Annotated in this window: 20 protein-coding genes; 15 read left to right on the forward strand and 5 right to left on the reverse strand. The window is 73.8% G+C overall.

All coding sequences use genetic code 11. The features are described 5' to 3' along the window. Positions 1 to 586 precede the first annotated feature (586 nt). From ACZ45Q_RS30830 to ACZ45Q_RS30855, 6 genes are all read left to right on the forward strand, one after another. Entirely contained in the window at positions 587 to 850 is a 264-nt protein-coding gene (locus ACZ45Q_RS30830; RefSeq protein ID WP_468267369.1) for a phosphopantetheine-binding protein, read from the forward strand. A gap of 2 nt (positions 851 to 852) precedes the next feature. Further along, entirely contained in the window at positions 853 to 1,878 is a 1,026-nt protein-coding gene (locus tag ACZ45Q_RS30835) for an anthranilate phosphoribosyltransferase (protein WP_468267371.1), read from the forward strand. 59 nt (positions 1,879 to 1,937) lie between these two features. Continuing rightward, positions 1,938 to 2,312, forward strand: a complete 375-nt coding sequence (locus ACZ45Q_RS30840) for an ectoine synthase (protein ID WP_468267373.1) — start codon at positions 1,938 to 1,940, stop codon at positions 2,310 to 2,312. Between the two features lie 141 nt (positions 2,313 to 2,453). Next, positions 2,454 to 3,317 carry an NAD(P)H-binding protein gene (locus ACZ45Q_RS30845; protein ID WP_468267375.1) on the forward strand — a complete coding sequence of 288 codons (864 nt, stop codon included), beginning with the start codon at positions 2,454 to 2,456 and terminating at the stop codon, positions 3,315 to 3,317. Continuing rightward, a complete protein-coding gene (locus ACZ45Q_RS30850) occupies positions 3,314 to 4,360 on the forward strand; it encodes a zinc-binding dehydrogenase (protein WP_468267377.1) in 1,047 nt (348 codons plus the stop codon). The genes ACZ45Q_RS30845 and ACZ45Q_RS30850 overlap by 4 nt, the downstream gene beginning before the upstream one ends. A gap of 16 nt (positions 4,361 to 4,376) precedes the next feature. Then, positions 4,377 to 4,826 (forward strand): ester cyclase, encoded by a 450-nt coding sequence (locus ACZ45Q_RS30855; protein ID WP_468267379.1) that lies wholly within the window; start codon positions 4,377 to 4,379, stop codon positions 4,824 to 4,826. 79 nt (positions 4,827 to 4,905) lie between these two features. Here ACZ45Q_RS30855 and ACZ45Q_RS30860 read toward each other — a convergent pair whose 3' ends face one another. From ACZ45Q_RS30860 to ACZ45Q_RS30870, 3 genes are read right to left on the reverse strand one after another with little or no spacing between them, the layout of a single operon-like run. Further along, entirely contained in the window at positions 4,906 to 5,799 is an 894-nt protein-coding gene (locus ACZ45Q_RS30860; protein ID WP_468267381.1) for an NmrA/HSCARG family protein, read from the reverse strand. Positions 5,800 to 5,818: 19 nt separating this feature from the next. Then, positions 5,819 to 6,691 carry an NAD(P)H-binding protein gene (locus ACZ45Q_RS30865; protein WP_468267383.1) on the reverse strand — a complete coding sequence of 291 codons (873 nt, stop codon included), beginning with the start codon at positions 6,689 to 6,691 and terminating at the stop codon, positions 5,819 to 5,821. After that, entirely contained in the window at positions 6,661 to 7,095 is a 435-nt protein-coding gene (locus tag ACZ45Q_RS30870; RefSeq protein ID WP_468267385.1) for a SnoaL/DnrD family polyketide biosynthesis methyl ester cyclase, read from the reverse strand. The genes ACZ45Q_RS30865 and ACZ45Q_RS30870 overlap by 31 nt, the downstream gene beginning before the upstream one ends. A gap of 148 nt (positions 7,096 to 7,243) precedes the next feature. Between ACZ45Q_RS30870 and ACZ45Q_RS30875 the strand changes: the two genes are divergently transcribed. Continuing rightward, on the forward strand, positions 7,244 to 8,185 hold the full coding sequence (locus ACZ45Q_RS30875) for a class I SAM-dependent methyltransferase (RefSeq protein ID WP_468267387.1): 942 nt from the start codon (positions 7,244 to 7,246) through the stop codon (positions 8,183 to 8,185). A 95-nt stretch (positions 8,186 to 8,280) separates the two neighbouring features. Here the strand turns inward: ACZ45Q_RS30875 and ACZ45Q_RS30880 are convergent, their stop codons facing one another. Together ACZ45Q_RS30880 and ACZ45Q_RS30885 are read right to left on the reverse strand one after the other, a co-directional pair. Continuing rightward, positions 8,281 to 9,072 carry an SDR family NAD(P)-dependent oxidoreductase gene (locus ACZ45Q_RS30880; RefSeq protein WP_468267389.1) on the reverse strand — a complete coding sequence of 264 codons (792 nt, stop codon included), beginning with the start codon at positions 9,070 to 9,072 and terminating at the stop codon, positions 8,281 to 8,283. Between the two features lie 10 nt (positions 9,073 to 9,082). Next, positions 9,083 to 10,159 (reverse strand): serine hydrolase domain-containing protein, encoded by a 1,077-nt coding sequence (locus tag ACZ45Q_RS30885; RefSeq protein WP_468267391.1) that lies wholly within the window; start codon positions 10,157 to 10,159, stop codon positions 9,083 to 9,085. A gap of 456 nt (positions 10,160 to 10,615) precedes the next feature. Here ACZ45Q_RS30885 and ACZ45Q_RS30890 point away from each other — a divergent pair, with 456 nt between their 5' ends. The 8 genes from ACZ45Q_RS30890 (at position 10,616) to ACZ45Q_RS30925 (ending at position 20,690) form a co-directional block, all read left to right on the forward strand. After that, a complete protein-coding gene (locus tag ACZ45Q_RS30890; protein WP_468267393.1) occupies positions 10,616 to 12,322 on the forward strand; it encodes a class I adenylate-forming enzyme family protein in 1,707 nt (568 codons plus the stop codon). A 28-nt stretch (positions 12,323 to 12,350) separates the two neighbouring features. After that, positions 12,351 to 12,659: an antibiotic biosynthesis monooxygenase family protein gene (locus ACZ45Q_RS30895; RefSeq protein ID WP_468267395.1), complete on the forward strand. Its 309-nt coding sequence runs from the start codon at positions 12,351 to 12,353 to the stop codon at positions 12,657 to 12,659. Then, on the forward strand, positions 12,649 to 14,421 hold the full coding sequence (locus ACZ45Q_RS30900) for an FAD-dependent oxidoreductase (protein ID WP_468267397.1): 1,773 nt from the start codon (positions 12,649 to 12,651) through the stop codon (positions 14,419 to 14,421). The genes ACZ45Q_RS30895 and ACZ45Q_RS30900 overlap by 11 nt, the downstream gene beginning before the upstream one ends. Before the next feature lie 2 nt (positions 14,422 to 14,423). After that, on the forward strand, positions 14,424 to 15,380 hold the full coding sequence (locus ACZ45Q_RS30905) for an aromatase/cyclase (RefSeq protein WP_468267399.1): 957 nt from the start codon (positions 14,424 to 14,426) through the stop codon (positions 15,378 to 15,380). Then, the gene (locus tag ACZ45Q_RS30910) at positions 15,377 to 17,149 is read left to right on the forward strand and encodes an acyl-CoA dehydrogenase (RefSeq protein WP_468267401.1); all 1,773 of its coding nucleotides are present in this window, start codon (positions 15,377 to 15,379) and stop codon (positions 17,147 to 17,149) included. Before ACZ45Q_RS30905 ends, ACZ45Q_RS30910 begins: the two co-directional genes overlap by 4 nt. A gap of 50 nt (positions 17,150 to 17,199) precedes the next feature. Continuing rightward, positions 17,200 to 18,033, forward strand: a complete 834-nt coding sequence (locus ACZ45Q_RS30915; RefSeq protein ID WP_468267403.1) for a 4'-phosphopantetheinyl transferase family protein — start codon at positions 17,200 to 17,202, stop codon at positions 18,031 to 18,033. 288 nt (positions 18,034 to 18,321) lie between these two features. Next, positions 18,322 to 19,836, forward strand: a complete 1,515-nt coding sequence (locus tag ACZ45Q_RS30920) for an AAA family ATPase (protein ID WP_468267405.1) — start codon at positions 18,322 to 18,324, stop codon at positions 19,834 to 19,836. A 146-nt stretch (positions 19,837 to 19,982) separates the two neighbouring features. Then, on the forward strand, positions 19,983 to 20,690 hold the full coding sequence (locus ACZ45Q_RS30925; RefSeq protein WP_468267407.1) for a response regulator transcription factor: 708 nt from the start codon (positions 19,983 to 19,985) through the stop codon (positions 20,688 to 20,690). Positions 20,691 to 20,776 lie beyond the last annotated feature (86 nt).

The raw sequence follows: 20,776 nt of genomic DNA on the forward strand, positions 1-20,776 counted from the left end.
CCTTTGGTCCGCACCGCGCCCGGCCTTTGGTCCGCACCGCGCCCGGCCCTTGGCCCGCACCGCGCCCGGCCCTTGGTCCGCACCGCGCCCGGCCTCCGTCCGCACCGCGCCCGGCCCCGTCCTTGCCCGAGTCGGGGTCGGGGCCGGCTCTGCCTGCCGGGCGCCGGGCGAGTCGGGGTCGGGGTCGGCCCCTGCCGGCCGGGCGCCGGGCGGGGCCGGCTCTGCCCGCCCGTGCCGGACCCGGCGCCGCCGTGCCGGCGTCAGGGCCCCTGCCCCCCTGCCCCCTGCGCCCCCGGCCCCCTTCGCCTGCGCCCCCTGCCCCCGCCCGGTGCCGCGCCGGTGGCGGCGGGTGGGGGCACGAGGGTGGGTGCAGCGGGGCTCGAACCGGGCTCCAGCCCCGGCGTCCAGCATCGAAGGCCAGGAGGGCGTGGGCTGGAGCCGTCCGTCCACAGGCGCGGCTGCCGGGTCCGGCCGCCGGCGCCGGGACCCGCGGCGCACGCGCGAAGGAGCGCACGGCCGTCGCCCTCACGCCGGCCGCCCGGCCGCGACCGTGGCGTGCACGACCGCCTCACCAAGGAGAACCGACATGCCCAACGCCCAGGCCATCAAGGCGTTCCTCGTCGAGGAGTTCCTGCCGGACGTGCCCGCGGCGCAGCTCGACGACCACTACGACCTGCTGGAGAGCGGAGTCATCGACAGCCTCGGGCTGCTGAAGGTGATCGCCTGGCTGGAGGACCGGTACGGCATCAACACCGACGAAGTCGACCTGGCGCCCGAGTCGTTCCGTTCGGTCGCCGCCATCGAGGAGTTCGTCGCCGCCGCGTCCGGCGCCGCCGCCGAGGCCGCGTAACCATGCACGGCGCCGTCACCGCGCTGATCGCCCGCGACCGGCCCGTGGAGCGCGAGGAGTTCCGTTCCCTGTGGGACGACCTCCACGACGGCCGGCTGCGCCGGGGCGAGAGCGCGGCACTGCTCGCGTCGCTGTCCACCCTCACGCCCGACCGCGTCACCCTGGCCGCCCTGCTGGACTCGCTCGCCGAGCGGCGGCCGGGGGGCGCGCGGTTCACCGGCGCCGTGAACATCGTCGGCACCGGCGGCGGCCCGCCCACCCTCAACCTCTCCACCGCCGCCGCGTTCGTCGCCGCGGCGGCGGGCACCCCGGTCGTCAAGAGCGGCTCGCGCGCCTACACCTCCCGACTGGGCTCCGTCGACCTGCTGCACCGCCTCGGCATCCCGCTGACCTCCTCCCACGAGGAGACCCACGACACGCTCGAGCGCTGCGGTCTGGCGTTCACCGGCCCCTACGTCTACCCCGCCGAGATCGCGCTGCTCGCCCGCGGTGTGCTGCCGCTGGACTTCCGGCCGCTGGGCCGGTTCGTCAACGCCTTCGGCCCGTTCCTCGCCGACGTGCCGGCCGACGCCCAGCTCACCGGCGTCTCCGACGCCCGGCTGGTCACCGGGGCGCGCCAGGCCGCCCAACACACCTCCCGCCGCACCGGCCGCACGGTGTGGCTGTGCACCAACGACGCCGGCGCCGACGAACTGCTCGGCTTCACCCCCAACCTCGTGCGCACCTACGAGGACGGCACCGAGGACGACTTCCTCCTCGCCCCGGCCGTCTTCGGGCTGCGCCGCGGAACCCTCGCCGACCTCGCCCCCGGCACCGACCCCGTCGCCGGCTTCCGGGCGCTGCTGGCGGGCGAGGGACACCCCGCCGCCGAGGACACCGTGTGCCTCAACGCCGCCGCCCTGGCCGTCGCCGCCCGGGTCACCGGCGACTGGCACGAGGCCGTCCGTGCGGCCCGCGCCGCCCTCGGCGACGGCTCCGCCCTGGCCCTGGTGGACCGGCTGCGCACCCGCGCCGCGGTCGCCGCCTGAGCCCACGCCCCGCCCCACGCGCCCGTGCGCCGGCAACACCGTATGGAAGGAGACGAAGCATGATCGTCCGCAAGCTGGAAGACGTCACCTGTGTCGAGTGGGGCAACGGCCTCAGCCGCCGTTTCCTCACCGAGGCCGACGGCGTCGGCTACACCGTCACGGACACCATCGTGCGCGCGGGCACCAAGTCCCGCCTGGAGTACCGCAACCACCTGGAGAGCTGCTACTGCATCGAGGGCAGCGGCGAGGTCGTCGACGGCGACGGCGTCTCGCACCCCATCACGCCCGGCACGCTGTACGCCCTCGACCAGCACGACGCCCACTGGCTGGTGGCGTCCCCGCACGAGGACCTGCGCCTGGTGTGCATGTTCACCCCGGCACTGCGCGGCGACGAGACCCACGACCTCGACTCCGCCGAGTACTCGCACTACTGACCGGACGCATCCGCCGGAGGGCACACCGTCCAGCGGCTCTCCACGTGCCCTCCAGCGGGCGCCCACAGCCTGGCAAGCACTCGAGCGACTTCGAAACCCCCCTCGGCGACCGGCCGGGAATCCGACACAGGTGGAGCAGGCATGACAGTTCTCGTGACAGGAGCGACCGGAGCGGTCGGCCGCCACGTGGTCGACGGACTCGTGGCCGCCGGCGCCCAGGTGCGGGCGCTGACCCGCAACCCGGCGACCGCCGGACTCCCGGCGGGCGTCGAGGTGTTCGAGGGCGACCTGGAGCAGCCGCGGACGCTGACGGCGGCCCTCGAAGGAGTGGAGAAGCTGTACCTCTTCCCGGTGCCCGACACGGCCCGCGAGGTCGTCGCGCTGGCGAAGGAGGCCGGCGTGCGCCGCATCGTCGTGCTCTCCTCCTCGTCCGTGCTGGACACCTCCGGCGACAACCACAGCGGCGAACACCACCGCACCGTGGAGCAGGCCGTGGCGGAGTCCGGCATCGACCACACGTTCGTCCGCCCGGACGAGTTCGCCACCAACATCCTGTGGAAGTGGGGGCACTCGATCCGCACCGAGGGGGTCGTCCGCACCCCCTACGGCAACGCCCCGCGGGTGCTGATCCACGAGGCGGACGTCGCCGCCGTGGCCGTGACCGCGCTCGTCGAGGACGGGCACGCCGGGCAGGCGTACGTCCTGACCGGACCGGAGGCCGTCACCCAGGCCGACCAGGTGCGGCAGATCGCCGAGGCCGTCGGCAGCCCGATCGCCTTCGAGGAGATCACCCCCGACCAGGCCCGCGAGCAGATGGGCCGGTTCATGCCGCCGCCGGTCGTCGAGATGGTCCTGGGCTACCTCGCCGACGCGATCGACAACCCGCCAGTCCCGGTCGACACCGTGGAGAGGGTCACCGGCCGCCCCGCGCGCACCTTCGCGCAGTGGGCCGCCGACCACGCCGCGGACTTCGCCCGCACCACCGAGGCTGTGGCTGCCGTATGACCGTCCACTCCGCAGTCTCCCTCGCCAACACGCGGGTCACCATGACCGGCAGCGGCGAGCCCGAGAAGCACGTCGCCACCGCCCGGGACACCCGGCCCACGGCCCGGCCCGGCAAGGTCGTGGTCCGCGTGGAGGCCGCCGGCGTCTCCTTCGCCGAGGTGCAGATGCTCCAGCACCTGCACCCCTTCCCGCCCAAGTTCCCGTTCGTGCCCGGCTACGACCTCGTCGGGCGCGTCGTCGAGACCGGCCCCGGCGTCACCGGCCTGCGCCCCGGCGACCGGGTCGCCGCCATGCCCCGCCAGGGCGCCTGGCAGGAGTACGTCGAACTGCCCGCGAAGCACCTCGCCGAGGCCCCCGAGCACCTCGACGCGGCCATCGCCGTCTCCCTGATCACCAACGGCGTCACCGCCTACCAGATGCTGCACCGCCTGGCCTCCCTGGAGCCCGGCGACACCGTTCTGGTGCACGGCGCCAGCGGCGGCGTGGGCACCCTGCTCACCCAGCTCGCCGTCCACCACGGGCTGCGGGTCATCGGCACCGCCTCGCCCGCCAAGCACCAGGCGGTACGGGCGCTGGGCGCCGAGCCCGTCGACTACCGGCTGCCCGACTTCGCGGGCGCGGTGCGCGAGCTGGCCCCGCAGGGCGTGCAGGCCGTCTTCGACCACATCGGCGGGCGCGGCCTCGACGTCGGCTGGGACCTGCTCGCCGACGGCGGCACACTCGTCTCCTACGACTCCTCCGTCGCCGGCTACCAGCCCGGACAGTGGTTCCGCCCGCACGTGCCCGCGCTGCGCCGCACGGTCGCCCGCTGGTTCGCCCGCAAGCTCGGGCTCACCCGGGGCCGCCGGCAGACCATGTACTACGTCAAGCCCGGCGAGAACTTCACGGCCGACCTGGCCGCCCTGTACCGGCTGGCCGACGAGGGCGTGCTGCGACCGGAGATCGCGGGCCGGCACCGCCTGGACGAGGCGCCGGCCGCCCTGCGCGCCCTGCTGGACGGCACCACCGTCGGCAAGCACGTCCTGATCCCCTCGCACCGGTAAGGAAGAGACCCCCGACATGACCGCAACGCTCAACGACACCACCGTGCAGGAGCGCAACAAGCAGATCGCCCTCGACTGCGCCGCCGCCTGGAACCGCTGGGACGTGGACGGCGTCATCGCGCACTGGTCCCCGGACATCCGGCACTTCTCCGAGGACCGCGAGGTCGACACCGAGCAGATGATCGGCGCGATGCGCGGCGGCCTCGCCGCCTTCCCCGACCTCCACCTGGACGTCAAGAGCGCCGTGTCCGAGGGCGACCGGGTCATCCTGCGCATCTCCGTGACGGCCACGCACCTGGGCGACTTCTTCGGCAAGGCCCCGACCGGCAAGAAGGTCCGCTGGTTCATGCTCGAGGAACTGCGCTTCGACGACGACGGCCGGATCATCGAGCACTACGACGTGTTCAACTACCTGCCGATGCTCAAGGAACTGGGCTTCGTCGACCAGAGCGTGCTCGGCGGCTGACCGCCGCCGGGCCGGCACGCGAGGAGGGCCGGGACCGCCACCGCGGTCCCGGCCCTCCTCCGTCTCTCCGCGCCGGGCGTCAGACCTCGATGCCCTTCAGGTACGTCGCGAACGACTGGAGCCCCGGGTGTTCCCGGCGGAGCGCCTCGATGTCGGCCTGGTAGCCGTGGTCCTGGAACCACTCGAACATCAGGGCGATCTCGGGGGCGTTGGGGATGTACGGGTTGCCCGCGACCATGTCCAGCGGCAGTTCCTCGAACCGCGCCGGCAGCCCCGTGCGCTCCGCGAACGCCGCCGCCACCTCCGTCGCCGTCAGCTCGTCGCCGGCCAGCTCCAGGGCCCGGCCGAGGTACTCCCCGGGCCGGTCGAAGGCCTGGGCCGCGAAGAAGCCGATGTCGTCCACGGCGATGAACTGCACGCGGGTGTCCGGCTTCAGGCCCAGCTGCACCACCAGCGTCCCGTCGACGTTCTGCGGGCCGTGCGCGGCGAAGTTGTCCATGAAGAACGTCGGGCGCAGCACCGTGTTCGGCACGCCCAGCTCGTCCAGATACCGCTCGATGTGCCGCTTGGAGTCGAAGTGCGGCACACCGCTGTTCCGTTCGGCGCCGCCCACCGAGCTGTAGACCACGTGGGCCACGCCGGTGGCCTTCGCCGCCCGGGCGACCGCCCGGCCCTGGCGCACCTCGCCGCCCAGGCCCTTGGGCGTCATGAAGTTCTGCACGGAGAACACCCCGTGCACACCCTCCATCGCCGCCCGCAGCGACGCCTCGTCGTCCATGTCGCCGCGGACCAGGCGCACGCCCAGCTCCGCGAGCGCACGGGCCTTCTCCGACTCCGGGTCGCGCACCAGGGCCGCCGTGGGCCGGCCCCGCCGCACCAGCTCGCGGGCGGTGGCGCCGCCCTGCTGGCCGGTCGCGCCGAGCACCAGGACGGTGCCGTCGGCGGCGCCGTTCGTGTGCGTGTCGTTCGTCATCTCCTGCGCCTCCCGGGGCTCAGCCGAACAGGGCCGCGTTGGCGACGGCCCACTGACGGTACGGGCGCGGGTCGCGGCCCGTGAGGTCCCGGACGGCGGGCGTGGGACGCGCCCACGGCACCTCGGGGCTGTGCAGGGCGGCCACGTTGGTGACCGCGGCCGGACGGTCACCGGTGATGCCGGCGAAGACCTCCACGACCTCCTCCTGCGGGGCCACGGAGAACTCCAGCTCCCGCCCGAGCACCTCACCGAGGATGCGGGCCTGCTCCTCGGAGGTGAGCACCTCCGGCCCGGTGAGCACGTAGGCCTTGCCGCGGTGCCCGTCCCCGGTGAGCGCGGCCACCGCCGAGGAGGCGATGTCGTACTCGTCGACCGGGGCGCCCGGGTTGTTGCCGATCCAGTCGCGGACCGCGGAGTTCTCCCGGACCGTCTTGATCCACCACGAGGTGTTGGCGTGGAACGGGCCCGGGCGCAGGAACGTGGTGGCCACCCCCGAAGCGGTGATCGCCTCCTCCGCGGCCCGGTGCTCCTCCTTGATGCCGTGCGGCAGCGGGTGCAGCACGCTCGCCGACGACAGGAACACGATGTGCTCCACGTCCGCGTCCGCGGCGGCCTTCGCCACGTTGCGGGCCTCGCCGGCCACATCGCCGGACAGCACGACCAGCGCTTGGGCGACGCCCTCGAAGGCGGCGGCCAGCGAGGCGGGGTCGGCGGGGCTGCCCGCGACGACCTCCACGCCCTCGGGCAGACCGGCCTCCTCGGGCCTGCGGCTGAGCGCCCGCACCTCGCGGCCGAGGGCCACCAGCTGCTCCACGGCCTCCCGGCCCACCTTGCCGGTCGCTCCGGTGACGAGGATCATCGTCAGTCCCTCCAGCCGTTCGGCTCCGGCCACGGGGAGCCGAGCTGGCGGTAGGTGCTCTGGTACTCGGGCCAGTCGCGGTGGTCGCGGATCTTGCCGTCGACGAACCGGATCAGGTGGATCTGCTCACCGGAGAAGCGGCGGCCGGTCGGCGCCATCCCGACGAGGTTCCCGACGTGACGGCCGTACAGAACGAGGTAGGCGCGCACCCAGTCGCCGCGCTCCTCGATCTTCACCTCCTCCAGGTGCGCCTCCTCGGAGAACGTCATCCGCAGCCACTTCACGGCCATCGCGAAGGAATCCGGACCGCGCAGGTCCATGTGCTCCAGCGTCGCCGGGTTGAGGTATTCCGGATGGATGTACTCGGCCACGTCCTCGGTGTTTCCGGTGTTGTACGCCTGCACCATGCGGCGTACCGCGTCTATCTGACTGCTCATCGAATTCCCCTCCACGGATGTCGGTCCAGGACGCCGGGACACTGGCCGTCAGTCTGCGGTGGCGAAAAACGGCGGGCAAGCGGCCGATATCGGTGGTCGAGGCCGCCTCTACGCGGCTTTTAGCGGTTCCCGAAAGCACCGCCGGATCATGGCGGGTGCACCTCGCGTTTTCCCGCACCACCCCGACGAGGACCCGGAGCTGACCGTGGACACCGCCACCGACACCGACACCGCCACCGACATCTACAAGACGAAAGTCACCGCCGCCTTCAACGGGGCGGCGGCGACGTACGACCGGCTGGGGGTGGAGTTCTTCACCCCGATGGGCCGGCGCCTCGTGGAGCGGGCCGCGCCGCGCCCCGGACAGCGCCTGCTCGACGTCGGCTGCGGCCTCGGCGCCACGCTGCTGCCGGCCGCCCGCCTGCTCGGCCCGGACGGCTCCGCCCTCGGCATCGACATCGCCGAGGCGATGATCGAGCAGGCCGGGCGCGAGGTCGAACGCCAGGGCATCGGCAACGTCGACCTGCGCGTCATGGACGGCGAGCACCCCGACCTGCCCGAGCGCTCCTTCGACCTCGTCGTGGGCAGCTACAGCGTCATCTTCCTGCCGGACGCCCGCGGCGCGCTCGCCCGCTACGCCCGGCTGCTGCGCGACGGCGGCCGGATCGCCTTCACCAGCCCGGTGTTCACCCGCCACACCTTCCCGTTCCTGCCGCCGCTGTTCACCCGCTGGATCCCGCTGTCGCTGCTGGAGCACCTGCCGGCCGCCTGGCACCCGGAGCGGCTGCGGGAGCAGCTGCACTCCTGGCTGGAGGACCCCGCCGACCTCACCGCGGCCCTGCACACGGCCGGGTTCCGGGACGTGGAGATCACCGACGAGAGCGTGGACATGACCGCCGTGTCGGGCGCCGACTGGGTCACCTGGTCGCACACCCAGGGCATGCGCCTGCTGTGGCAGCACCTGCCCGAGGACGAGGCCGCGGCCCTGCGCACCCGCCTGACCGAGGGGCTGGACGCGCTGCGCGGCGACGACGGCGTCATCCACATCGACGTCCCCGTCCGCTACGTCACCGCGACCGTCGCCCGCTGAACACCGCCCCGGCCTCGACGGCGCCGGGGAACGGGCACCGCGAAAGGCCCCCGGGCACCGTCGCCCGGGGGCCTTTCCCATGTGCCGCCCGGCCCTCACGTCACGGACAGAGCACCGTCCACCGCCAGGACCGTGCCGTTGGCGTACGCGGCCTCGGGCCGCGTCAGCTGCACGATCCACCAGGCGATGTCCTCCGGCCGGCCGACCCTGCCGGCCGGAATCCGCTGCGCCATCTCGGCGAGGAACGCCTCGTATGCCTCCGGCGGCATGCCCGCGCGCACCCCGACACCGGTGTCGACGACACCGGGGGCGATGCCGACCGAGCGGATGCCGCGCGGCGCCAGCTCCACGGCCCAGGTGCGGGTCAGGAAGTCCAGCGCCACCTTGGCCATGCCGTAGACGGAGTTCTCCGGCCAGGCCCGGCGGCCCAGCGAACCGGCCGAGGAGACGTTGACGACCACGCCCTTCGTGGCCTCCAGCGCGTCCAGCGCACGCTGGGTGAGGAAGACCGGGGCGAGCAGGTTCGTGCCGAGCTGGGCCCGCACCGACTCCCGCTCCAGGGCGTCCAGCGTGGCGAACCCGGTGACGGCCGCGTTGTTGACCAGGACGTCGATCCGGCCGAATTCCGCGAGCGCCTTCTTCACGATGGCGTCGGGCGCGTCGTGATCGTGAATGTCGGCCGCCAGGAACCGGATCCGGTCGTTCCCCTCGGCGGTTTCCTTCAGCGTCGCCTCGCTGCGCCCGACAATGAGGACGTGGGCGCCGTCGTCGGCGAACGCGCGGGCCGTCGCGGCGCCGATTCCGGTGCCGCCGCCGGTCACCACCACCGCTTTCCGTACGGAATCCGGAGTCGCATCCTGCGCCGAATTCCTCACCGTGTCGGTCATGAATTCTTCCTCAGGAGCACAGCGCGGTGTTGACGCCGCGGATGACGGCCTGCTCGGCCTCCGGGCCGAAGTCCTTGTCACCGATGGTGAACGACAGCTGCACGCGGGCGCTCAGATCGCGGGTGGTGGCCGCGAAGGTGGCGTAGCCGGGGATGCCGGCGCCGTGCCCCCACAGGTCCAGGTCCTTGTCGTTCTCCAGCTTCATGATGCCCAGGCCGTAGCCGATGCCCATCGGCAGGTTCTCGATCATCTCCGGCGGCAGCGGGGTGGTCATCTCCGTGAACTCCGGCTCGTTCAGCAGCTTGCCGTCGAACAGCGCGGTGAAGAACGTGTCGAGATCCTTCGTGGTGGAGATGATCTCGCCGGCGCAGCCCGCCTCGGAGGGGTTCATCAGCGTCACGTCGACCGGCTCGCCGCCGATCTCCATGTAGCCGCGGGCGTGCGGGCCCGGGATGTTCGGGTCGTCGCCGGGCAGGACGGTCTCGGTCAGCTCCAGCGGCTGGAGGACCCGCTCGGTGATCTCCTCGCGGTAGCCGCGGCCGGTGACCTTCTTGATGAGCAGGCCGATGATGAAGTAGTTCGTGTTGCAGTAGGCGAACTTGCTGCCCGGCTCGAACTCCAGCGGCTTGGCCGCCGCGATGGCGATCAGGTCCTCCGGCTCGTAGTGCTTGTAGCGGTCGCGCAGGAAGCGGTCGCCCGGCTTCTGGAACGAGTCCATGTAGTTGTACAGGCCGCTGGTGTGCTGCATCAGATTGCGGATGGTGATCTTGTCGCCGTAGGGGAGCAGGCCCGGCAGGTAGCTCTCCACCGTGCGGTCCAGGTCGATCTTCCCCTCGGCGACCAGCTGGAGGACGACCACGGCGACGAACGGCTTGGTGATGCAGGAGATGCGGAAGCGGCCGTCGGCCGGGACCGGGCGGTCGGTGCCCAGCTCGGCGACACCGGAGGTCACCACGAACGAGTCGCCGTCGCGGGTCACCCGGAACTGCACGCCCGCGGCGCCGGCCTCGACGAGCCGGTCAGCGGCTTTCTGCACGGCCTGCTGGAGGGCCGAGACCTCCGGCCGGTCGATCGTCGTCTGCGTCATGTCGGGGGGCTCCCATCGTCCCGGTTCACTACCTTCCGCCAGCACGCTGGCGCGCCGCGATCGAGCCCCACCCGCGCGCCACTGGAGCGCACCCCCGCCGAGGCGACGTCTTTCGCCCCCGCCGCCCCTACCCATTCCCGTCCCCCGGGGGCTCCGCCCCCGGACCCCCGCTCCTCAAACTCCCCCGGAGGGGGGCACCCCCAGAGGGGCTGACTTACCAGCCCGTCCGGCGTTTGAGGACGAGGCCGTTCAGGCCCGAAAAGGGGGGTCTGGGGGCGCAGCCCCCAGGGACGGGACGGGTAGGGGCGGCGGGGGCGAGGAAACGGGCGTCGGGTCGAGGGGACGCGCGGGCGGGCTCGAGTTGGTCTCGACGGGGTTTCGAGCGTGCGTGCGGAGCGTGAGGGGTGTTCGCCGATCCCGACGGAGGGGACGGTCGGTTCCGAGGAGGAGGACGCCGTGCCGGGCTTCACGTATCCGGAACTGCCCCTGGACGGACTGCTGCGCGCCGCCGCCGCCCGCGACCCCGACGGCCACGCCGTCACCACAGCCGGCCCTGCCGCCGCCGGCACCGTCACCGCCGCCACCGCAGCCGGCACCGTGACCGCCGCAGCCGCCGGCACCGCCGCAGCCACCGCCACCGCCACCCCCACGCGCACCGTCACCTTCGCCGGACTCGACGCCGACGCCGACCGCATCGCCCACCACCTGCGGCGCACCGTGGGACGCGGTGCCACCGTCGCCGTGGCCGGCGCCCTCGACGCCGTCTTCCCGGCCGCCTACTACGGCACCGCCCGGGCCGGCTGCACCGTCGCCCTGGTCAACCCCCTGCTGTCCGAGGCCGCGCTGCACCACGTGTTCACCGCCGCCCGCGTCGAGGCCGCCCTGGTGCCCACCGCGCTCGCCGAGCGCCTGACGAAGCTGAGCGACCGGCTGCCGGCCCTGCGCACCGTCGTCGTCACCGACGCCGACGACGGCGTGGTCCCCGCCGACGCCGTGCCGCTCGGCGCCGCACTGCGGTCGGTGCCCGAGGAGCCGTTCGGGCTCGGCGACGGACCCGCCGACGTCGACGCCGTGGTCTGCCTCCAGTTCACCACCGGTACCACCGGCCGGCCCAAGGGCGTCCGCCTCACCCACCGCAACCTCGTCGCCAACGCCGCCCAGATCGCCCACGCGCACCGGCTCGGCCCCGACGCCGTCACCCTCAACCACCTGCCGCTGTTCCACACCATGCACCTCAACTCGGCGGTGTACGCCGGAGCCCACCAGGTGCTCTGCCAGGACCCCGACCCGGCGGCCTCGCTGGAGTCGGCCGCCCGCGCCGGCGCCACCCACTACTACGGGCTGCCCGCCCGGCTGCACCGCCTCGCCGCCGACCCCCGCCTCGACGCCGCCGCCGGGCCCCTGCGCGGCGGGCCGCTCACCGTCGTGATGTCCGGCGGCAGCGCGCTCGCGCCGAGCGCCGCCCACCGGCTGCGCGACGCCCTCGGCGTGCCCGTGATCCAGGGCTACGGCATGACCGAGCTGTCCCCGCTCGCCCACAACCAGCGCCCCGGCGACCCGGTCGGCCACGGCGCCGTCGGCCGGGCCCTGCCCGGCACCGAGAGCCGGATCGTCGACCTGGACAGCCGGGCGCCGGTCCCCGCCGGCACCACCGGCGAGGTGCAGGTGCGCGGCCCCCAGGTCATGGCCGGCTACCTGCACGACGACGAACCCCGCCGGATCGACGCCGAGGGCTGGTTCTCCACCGGCGACGTGGGCCGGCTCGACACCGACGGCGTCCTGTACCTCGTCGACCGCCTCGACGACGTCTTCAAGCACGACAACGAACTCGTCTCGCCCGCCGCGGTCGAACGGGTCCTCGCCGAGGACCCGCGGGTCGCCGAGTGCGTCGTCGCCGACTGGCCCGACGCCGTGCACGGCGGCGTCGTGTGGGCGGGCATCGTGCTGCGCGCACCGGCCGCCCCGCCCGGCGGGCCCGCGCACGCCGTCCTCGACGTCCTGGACTCCGTCGCCGAACGCGCCAACGAACGCCTCGCCCCCTTCGAACGGATCCGGCGCCTGGAAGCCGTCGACGCCGTTCCCCGCACACCCACCGGCAAGCCCGCCCGGCGCGAGGTCCGGCGGCGGCTGCACCAGCGCGCCGCCGCGGAGAACGCCGCCTGACCGGACCCGACACACCGAGGAGACAACCATGGTGACCTTCGTCAACAAGCTGACCGTGCACGGCGACCGGGACGCGTTCCTCGCCGTACGCGCCCGCCTCACCGCGTACATGGCGGCCCAGCCCGGCTACGTCAGCCACCGCAGCCTGCGCCACGCCGGCGACGCGGCCGTCCACCTGGAGATCGCCGAGTGGGAGAGCGCCGCCGCGCACCGGGCCGCCGTCACCAGCGAGGGCTTCCAGCGCCTGGTCGCCGACCTCAAGCCGCTCGTCACCGCCGAGCCCGCGCTGTACGAGGAGGAGGACGCCCGCGTCCCGGAGGCCTCCGGTGTCCGCTGAGCCGCCCGCCGACGTCCTCGTCGTCGGCGCCGGACCCGTCGGCCTGACCGCCGCCCACGAACTGGCCCGCCGCGGCCTGCGCGTCCGCCTGGTCGACGCCGCCGCCGCACCCGCCCGCACCAGCCGCGCGGTCGCCGTCCACCCGCGCACCCTGGAGACCCTCGACCAGATGGGCACGGCCGGCCCGCTGCTGCGCGAGGGCCGCGAGAACCGGGCCTTCACCATGTACGCCGGCGGAAGCCGGCTGGTCCGCCTCGAGGCGGACTACGCCACGATGCCCACCCGCTACCCGTACACCCTCGTCGTCGAGCAGACCCGCACCGAGGCCGTGCTGCGCGCGGCCGTCGCCCGGCTCGGCGTGGACGTCGAATGGGGCGTGGCCCTGACCGGCTTCGAGCAGGACGCGACCGGCGTACAGGCCACCCTCCGCCACGGCGACGGCCGCGAGGAGGAGTTCGCCGCCGCCTGGCTGGTCGGCTGCGACGGCGGCCACAGCACCGTCCGCAAACGGCTCGGCCTGCCCCTCCTGGGCGACAGCCGCGACACCTGGATGCTCGCCGACGCCCCGGTCGACACCGACCTGCCGCAGGACAGCATCTACTGGGTCCACACCGGCGGCCAGGCCCTGATGATGGTGCCCTACGCCCGTAAGGGCCACTGGCGGCTGCTGGACACCGCGCCGGGAGCCGACGGCGCGGACGGCGCCCGCGAGCGGCTCTCCGCCCGGCTGTCGGCCGGCCTCGGCCGTCCGGTCCGGGTCGGCGAACCCGAGTGGACGTCGGTGTTCACCTTCCAGCAGCGCATGGTGCCCCGGATGCGCGAGGGCCGGGTGTTCGTCGCCGGCGACGCCGCCCACGTGCACAGCCCCGCCTCCGGGCAGGGCATGAACACCGGCATCCAGGAGGCGTACAACCTCGCCTGGAAACTCGCCCTGGTGCACCGCGGCCACGCCGCGCCCGCCCTCCTCGACACCTACGGCGAGGAACGCGTCCCCGTCGGCCGGGCCCTGCTGGGCTCCACCCGGACCGCGACGTTCCTGGTGCAGCTGAAGAACGCGCTGGCCGCCGTCGCGCTGCCCGTCGTCTTCGGCGTCGTACGCAACGTGCCGCCGCTGCGCCGCGCCATCCAGCGCAAGGTCCTCGGCGGCATCTCCGGGCTCCGGCTGCACTACGCGCGCAGCTCCCTGACCACCGGCGGCGGCCCCGAGCCGGTACCGATGGCCGCGCCCGTCGACGCCCCCGTCATGGTGCCCCGCCGGCCGGGCGTTCCCGCCCCCGGCGAACGCGCCGCCATGGCGGCCGCCGCCGCGCCCGCGCTCGCCGCCGAACTGCGCGACGTGCGCTGCACCCTGCTGTTCGTCCCCGGCGGCCACGGCCCCGACGCCGGCTGCGTGCGCACCGCCGCCGACGCCGCCGCCCGGCACGGCGCCTGGCTGTCGGTGCGCACCGTCGGCCCCGGCCCCGGCCCCGCCCCCCTCGACGACCCCGGCGGCGCCCTGCGCTCCGCCCTCCGGCTCGGCGCGGGCGGCTGGGCGCTGATCCGGCCCGACGGCTATCTCGCCGCGCGCGGCGACCTGCTGAGCCCGGCCGCCCTCGACCAGGCGCTGCGCGCCCTGCACATGCGCACGGCGACCGGTCCTGCGGCGGTCCTCGAGCGGGACTCGTCCACACGTCGAGCGGAGCGCGACACGGTCGGAGCATCGGTCGGCGTTCCCCTCGCCACGACCCACCGGAAACCACCGACATCGGAAACGAGGATGTAGAGATGTCCGCTGAGCGAGTGCACCGCACGACGCACGACGTGACCGTGGCCGCGCCCGCGGGCGTGGTCTACGGCCTGATCTCCGATGCCGTCCAGTGGCCGCTGTACTTCCCGCCCAACGTGCACGTCGAGCAGCTGGAGTTCGACGGCGCCCGCGAGCGGCTGCGCATGTGGGCCACCGCCAACGGCGAGATCAAGTCCTGGACCTCCCGCCGGTCCCTGGACCCCGTGGCCCGCCGCGTGGAGTTCCGCCAGGAGCTTCCCGCCCAGCCCGTGCAGTCCATGGGCGGCACCTGGATCATCGAGCCGCTCGGCGCCGACCGGTCCAAGCTGACCCTGCTGCACGACTTCACCGTCGCCGGCGACGACGCCGAGGCCGTCGCCTGGGTGGAGCGGGCCACCGACACCAACAGCCGGGCCGAGCTGGCCAACCTCAAGGCGCTGGCCGAACGCTGGGCGAAGCTGGACGAGCTGGTCCTCACCTTCGAGGACACCGTCCGCGTCGACGGCCCGGCCGAGCTGGTCTACGACTTCCTCTACCGGGTCGCCGACTGGCCCGAACTGGTGCCGCACGTCTCCCGCCTCGACGTCGTCGAGGACGAACCGGGCGTGCAGATCATGTCCATGGACACGCTGACCGCCGACGGCTCCTCGCACACCACCGAGTCCGTGCGGGTCTGCTTCCCGGACGCCGGACGCATCGTCTACAAGCAGACGGCGACGCCGCTGCTGATGTCGGCGCACACCGGCGAGTGGACCGTCGAGCAGGACGAGACCGGCGCGACCGTCGTCTCCCGGCACAGCGTCGTCCTGCGCGAGGAGAACATCGAGCGGGTGCTCGGCGAGGGCGCCACGGTGGCCGCCGCGCGCCGCTACGTGCGCGAGGCGCTGGGCCGCAACAGCACGGCCACCATGAACCTCGCCAAGAGCCACGCGGAGAACGCGGTCACGGTCCTGTGACCACGGGCACGCTCCCCGCGCCCGCCCGCGGCACCCCCGCCCCGGCGGGGGACGCGCCGCCGGGCGGCGCCGACCGGGCCGCCTACTACGAGCGGCTGCTCGGCGACCCCGACGACGCCCGCAACCCGCACGGCAACGCCGCCCTGCTGGCCGCCGACGACCGCCGCGAGGCCCCGGCGGCCACCGAGGCCCTGCTCGCCCGGGCCGGGCTGGCCGCCGAGTTCGTCCCCCGCGACCTCGGCGGCCGGCTCGCCCGCCCCGACGTGCTGGCGCGGGTGCTGCGCCCGCTGTTCCGGCGGGACGTGGCCCTCGGCTTCGGGTTCGGGATCACCGCGCTGTTCGGCGCCTCCGCCGTGTGGGCGGCCGGCGACGAACGGCAGCGGGCCCAGGTCGCCGGGCGGCTGCTGGCCGGGGGTGCCGGCCGGGTGACGATCCTCCACCACGAACTGGCCCACGCCAACGCCATCCTGCGCGACGAGTTCAGCGCCCGCTCCGCCCCCGGCGGGGGCTTCGTGGTGGACGGACGCAAGGACGTGGTGATCAACGCCGACCGGGCGGACACCTTCGTCATGTACGCCCGCACCGCCACCGCCGCCGGCCCGCGCAGCCACTCCGTGCTGCTGCTCGACGCCGGCGAACTGCCCGCCGGCCGGCTGCGCCGGCTGCCGCGCGCGGCCACCACCGGGATGCGCGGCAGCCGCTTCTCGGGCCTGGCCTTCGACGGCTGCCCGGCGCCCGCCGACGCGCTGGTCGGGGAGACCGGCGACGGCGTGGCGCTCGCCCTGCGCACCTACCAGGTCAACCGCTGCCTCATCCCGGGCACCGTGGTGGCCGGCGTCGACAGCGTGCTGCGGTTCGCGGTGCGCGCGGCGACCACCGGCCGGGACGGCGGCCTCCCGGCGCGCCGCTGGCACACCGCGCTGGCCGGGGTGTTCGCGGACCTGCTGGCCTGCGACAGCATGGCGGTCACCGGGCTGCGCGCGCTGAGCCTGCTGCCCGACGACGCCCATCTGATCGCCGCCGCGGCCAAACTGACCGTGCCGGACCTGCTGCGCGAGGACCTGGAGGAGCTGTCCACCGTGCTCGGCGCCCACGGCTACGACCGGGGACCGCGGTACGGGGGCTACGAGAAACTCGTCCGCGACCTGCCGGTGGCCGGTCTCGGGCACGCGGGCACGGCGGCCTGCCTCGCCGTGCTCGTCCCCCAACTGCGCACCCTCGCCCGGCAGTCGTGGCTGCGCACCGACGAGCCTCCCGGCCGGCTGTTCCTGCCCGAGGCCCCCCTGCCGGCCTTCGACTACCGCAGGCTCAGCGTCCTGGGCGGCGACGACGTGCTGGTCGCGTCCCTGGTGGGCAGCGCCGAGCGGGTCGGTGCCCTGCGCTCGGCCGGGCCCGCCTGGGCGGCGCTCGCCGATCTCGCGGAGGCGTTCGTCACCGAGGTCCGCGCCCTGCGCGCGCAGTGCGCCGCGCTGCCCGAGGCGGGCCGCTCGGCGCTCGTCGACCCGCGCGCCTGCATGCTCGCCGAGCGCCACGGCCTCGTCCTCGCGGCGGCGGCCTGCCTCGGCGTGTGGCTGGGCCAGGACGGCACCGGCTCCTTCCTGGACGACCCGGCCTGGGCGGTGCTCGCCCTGAGCCGGATCGGGCGCCGGCTGGGCGTCCCCGTCCCCGAACTGCCCGACGGCGTCACCGCGACGGTGCTCGGCGAGCTGCTCACCCGCTTCCGCGAGGGCCGCAGCCTCGACCTGTACGCCGCACAGCTCGCCGGATAGCACGGCCCGCCGGACAGCACGGCTCGCCGGACAGCAGAAGGGAGAGGGCAATGGACCTGGATCTCACGGACGGAACGGGCGTCGCCGTCCCGGTCCATGTGCCGCGCGCCACCGGGCCGTGGCAGCGGGTGCACGACGATCTGGCGCGGCGGGGACACGCCGTCGTCCACACCACGTGGGGCGAGTGGCTGCCGGCGGCCCTGACCCGGCCCCGGCTGCGCCGGCTGCTGGGCCGGGACTGGACGCGCTACCGGCGCACCCCCGACCCCACGGTCCGCTACCGCTTCCTCGCCTCCCGGCTGCTGATCAAGTACACGGCTGCGGCGGCGCTGCGCGTCCCGCCCGAGGCGCTGGACCTCGCCTACCGCCTGGGCGGCCGGCCCTATCTGCGCGGCTTCGACCAGGTCGACGTCAGCCTCACCCACACCGGGGACCTGCTCGCCGTGGGCCTCAGCCGCCTCGGCCGGATCGGCATCGACGCCGAACCCGCCGACCGGCGCATGCGGTTCGACCTGCTCAGGACGCAGATGTGCACCCCGGCGGAGGCCGCCGAGCTGGCTCCGCTGCCGGAGGGACGCCAGACTGCTGAAACGCTTCGCCTGTGGACGTTGAAGGAGGCGTACACCAAGGCGCTCGGGCAGGGCATGCGGCTCGGCTTCACCGAGTTCGGCTTCTCCCTGCGCACCGGACGGCTCCAGGCCCCCGACGGCTCGCCCGCCTCGCGCGGCGAGTGGTCCTTCGCCACGCACCCGGTGCAGGGCCGCTACCTGCTGAGCGTGGCCCGGCACGACGCGGGTCTGGACCCGGCCCACGACACGTCGGCGCGCACGATGCTGGACCCGGGCTTCCTGTCCCTGATGGCCTCGCGCTCAGGGAAAGGGTGACTCGAGTTCTGGCGTGATCTTCAGCCTGTGCAGGGAGGGAGGGGCAACCTCCGGTTCCGCCTTGCCCGCCCCCTCGCCGAAAGCCTCCGCCGCCCCTGGGAACGCCGCACCGGTGGCGGCACTGGGAGCAGGGGAGCCCCTTGATTTCGGGGGTTTGCTCGATCGTGGTCTCCTCGTGGACCCCCTGGGACCTCGCCGGCCCCGAGGCAGCACGCAAGCCTGAGTGCGACGAGATTCGTCGAAGTAGACTTAGACAGAATCGGTCGTAGTGGATGTGTAGGAGGCCTCATGGTGAAGGAGATGCCGACCAAGCCGGGCGACGTGGTCGACCGGGACCGGGAGTGGGGTCTGCTTGCGGAGTTCCTGGTTGATCCGGATCCGGCGATGCGGCTGGGCATCGTGTCGGGGCGGCGGCGGCATGGGAAGTCGTACCTTCTGCAGGCGCTGTCCGAGCAGGTGGGTGGCCTGTATGTCACGGCGGTCCGGGAGGAGGGGCGGCTGCCTGCGATTCAGCGGTTCAGCGACGCGGTCGCCGCTCACGCGGGTCTGCGGGCCGGGAGTCTGCGTCTGACGGACTGGCGTGACGTACTGTCCAACGCCCTTGATGTGACGGCCCGTTCGCCGCATCCGCTTCTCGTGATCGATGAGCTGCCGTACCTGTTGCAGCACTCGCCCGAGATTCCCGGCCTGCTCCAGCAGCTTTACGACGAGCGTCAGCGCGGTGCCCGGCCGGGTGCCGGGCCGGGGCCGCGGCTGGTCCTGTGCGGGTCCGCGATGAGTGTCATGCATGAGTTGATGTCGGGGACGAAGCCGCTGCGGGGCCGGGCCGTGGTCGATCTGCGGCTGGGGCCTTTCGACTACCGAGACAGCCGGGCCTTCTGGCAGATCACCGATCCGCTGACCGCGCTGAAGGTGCACGCGGTCCTCGGCGGTGCTCCCGGGTATCGGCCCGTAGCAGGCCGTCCCCATCCGGAGGACGGCTTCGACGACTGGCTTGCCCGGACGCTACTCGATCCGGGACGGGCGGTGTACTCGCGCACGGAGACCGAGTATCTGCTGCGAGAGGACCCACGGATCACGCACCACACGCTGTACTACGACATCCTCACCGCCATCGCCCAGGGCGCGACCACTGCGAGCAAGATCGGTGCTGCGCTGGAGCGTCCACGCAACGCTGTCGCTCATCCGCTGGGAGTGCTGGAGTCGACCGGGTACATCCGGCGTGAGCAGGACCTGTTGCGCGCCCGGCATCCGGTCATCACGCTTGCCGACCCGGTGATCCGTTTCAATCAGCTGATCACCTTGCCGCAGGCGGCTGCGGTGGAGCAGGGCTTTGCCGAGCAGGTGTGGCAGCAGGCCGCCCCGACGTTCAACTCCAAGATCCTCGGCCCGCACTTCGAGGACCTGGCCCGTACGTTCACCCGCCGCTACGCTCACGCACTACTGCCCGGCGGGTTGCCGGGCCCGGTCGGCACCACCGAGATCGCCGACCCGCAGGCACGTACCAAGCACGAGGTCGACGTCATCGCCTTGGCCGCCGGCGAACGCCCCCAGTCCCCGCGCGCGAGAATCGCCCTCATCGGCGAGGCCAAGGCGACCGCCGCCCGCCGTGGTACCGGCGACCTGCAACGTCTGGACCACATCCGCTCCCTGCTGGCCGCTCAGGGCTACGACACCACCGGCACCACGCTGGCTCTGTACTCACTGCACGGCTTCTACCCGGACCTGGCCGAGCTGGCCGACCGGCGTGATGACATTCTCCTGGTCGACTTGCCCACTCTCTACGGGGCTACGACATCATGAGACACCAGCGTCAGTGTCCATCGGCGTAAGTCGTGCGGCCTCACGTTCCGCTCGCCCCCGCCTCGAGGCCCGCTGGACGCGGCGCGCCGGGCGGGGGCGGCCCGGTTACCTTCGTGAGCGTCCACGAGTACGTGAGGGGGCGTCTGATGACGGAACCGACCACCGGGTTCGCGCGGACCTCCGTGCTGCGGGCGCTGCCGGGTGCGGCCACCGCCGGGCGCGGGGTGCGGTTGTTCCTCGTCGGCCCCGACGCCCTCGCGCGGGCCGGGATCAGGTCCCTGCTCGAGGGGCGCGGCGACATCACCGTGGTCGGCGAGGACGAGCCCGGACCCAGGGCTCTCGCCGCCGTCCGGGCGCACGAGCCCGACGTGCTGCTCGCGCACGGGCTGCGTGACGAGGAGGAGACCGACGCGCTGCTGCGGGCGGTCGGACCCGACGGTGCCGTCCTCACCGTCGGGGGCGCCGAACCGCCGGCGCGTCCGGCTCCCGCCCTGCGCGGGCACCTGCCCGTGACGACCAGCGCCGACCAGCTCGCCGCGGCCGTGTCGCTGGCCGCCGCCGGCTACTCGCTGAGCCGCGGTCCGCTGGCCCCGGCAGCCGCGCCGGCCGGGCACGCCTCCCGCACCGGTGCCGGTACCTCGTCCGTCTCCACGGTGCCGCCCGACCGGCTCACCGACCGCGAGTGCCAGATCCTCGACCTCGTCTCGCGCGGGCTGTCCAACACCGAGATAGCGCGTTCGCTGACGTTGTCCGAGCACACCGTCAAGACGCACGTGCAGAACCTGCTCCAGAAGCTGCGGCTGCGCAACCGGGTGCACGTGGCCATCTACGCGTTCGAGTCCGGCTTGCGCTGAGGCGCTGCATGAACGCTCCGGACGAGCCCCGGCGCATCAGGTGTCGGTCAGCGGGCTGTCAACCCGGGCCGCGAGGCTGGGCCGGT

The sequence above is a fragment of the Streptomyces sp. NPDC031049 genome (genome assembly GCF_055571015.1).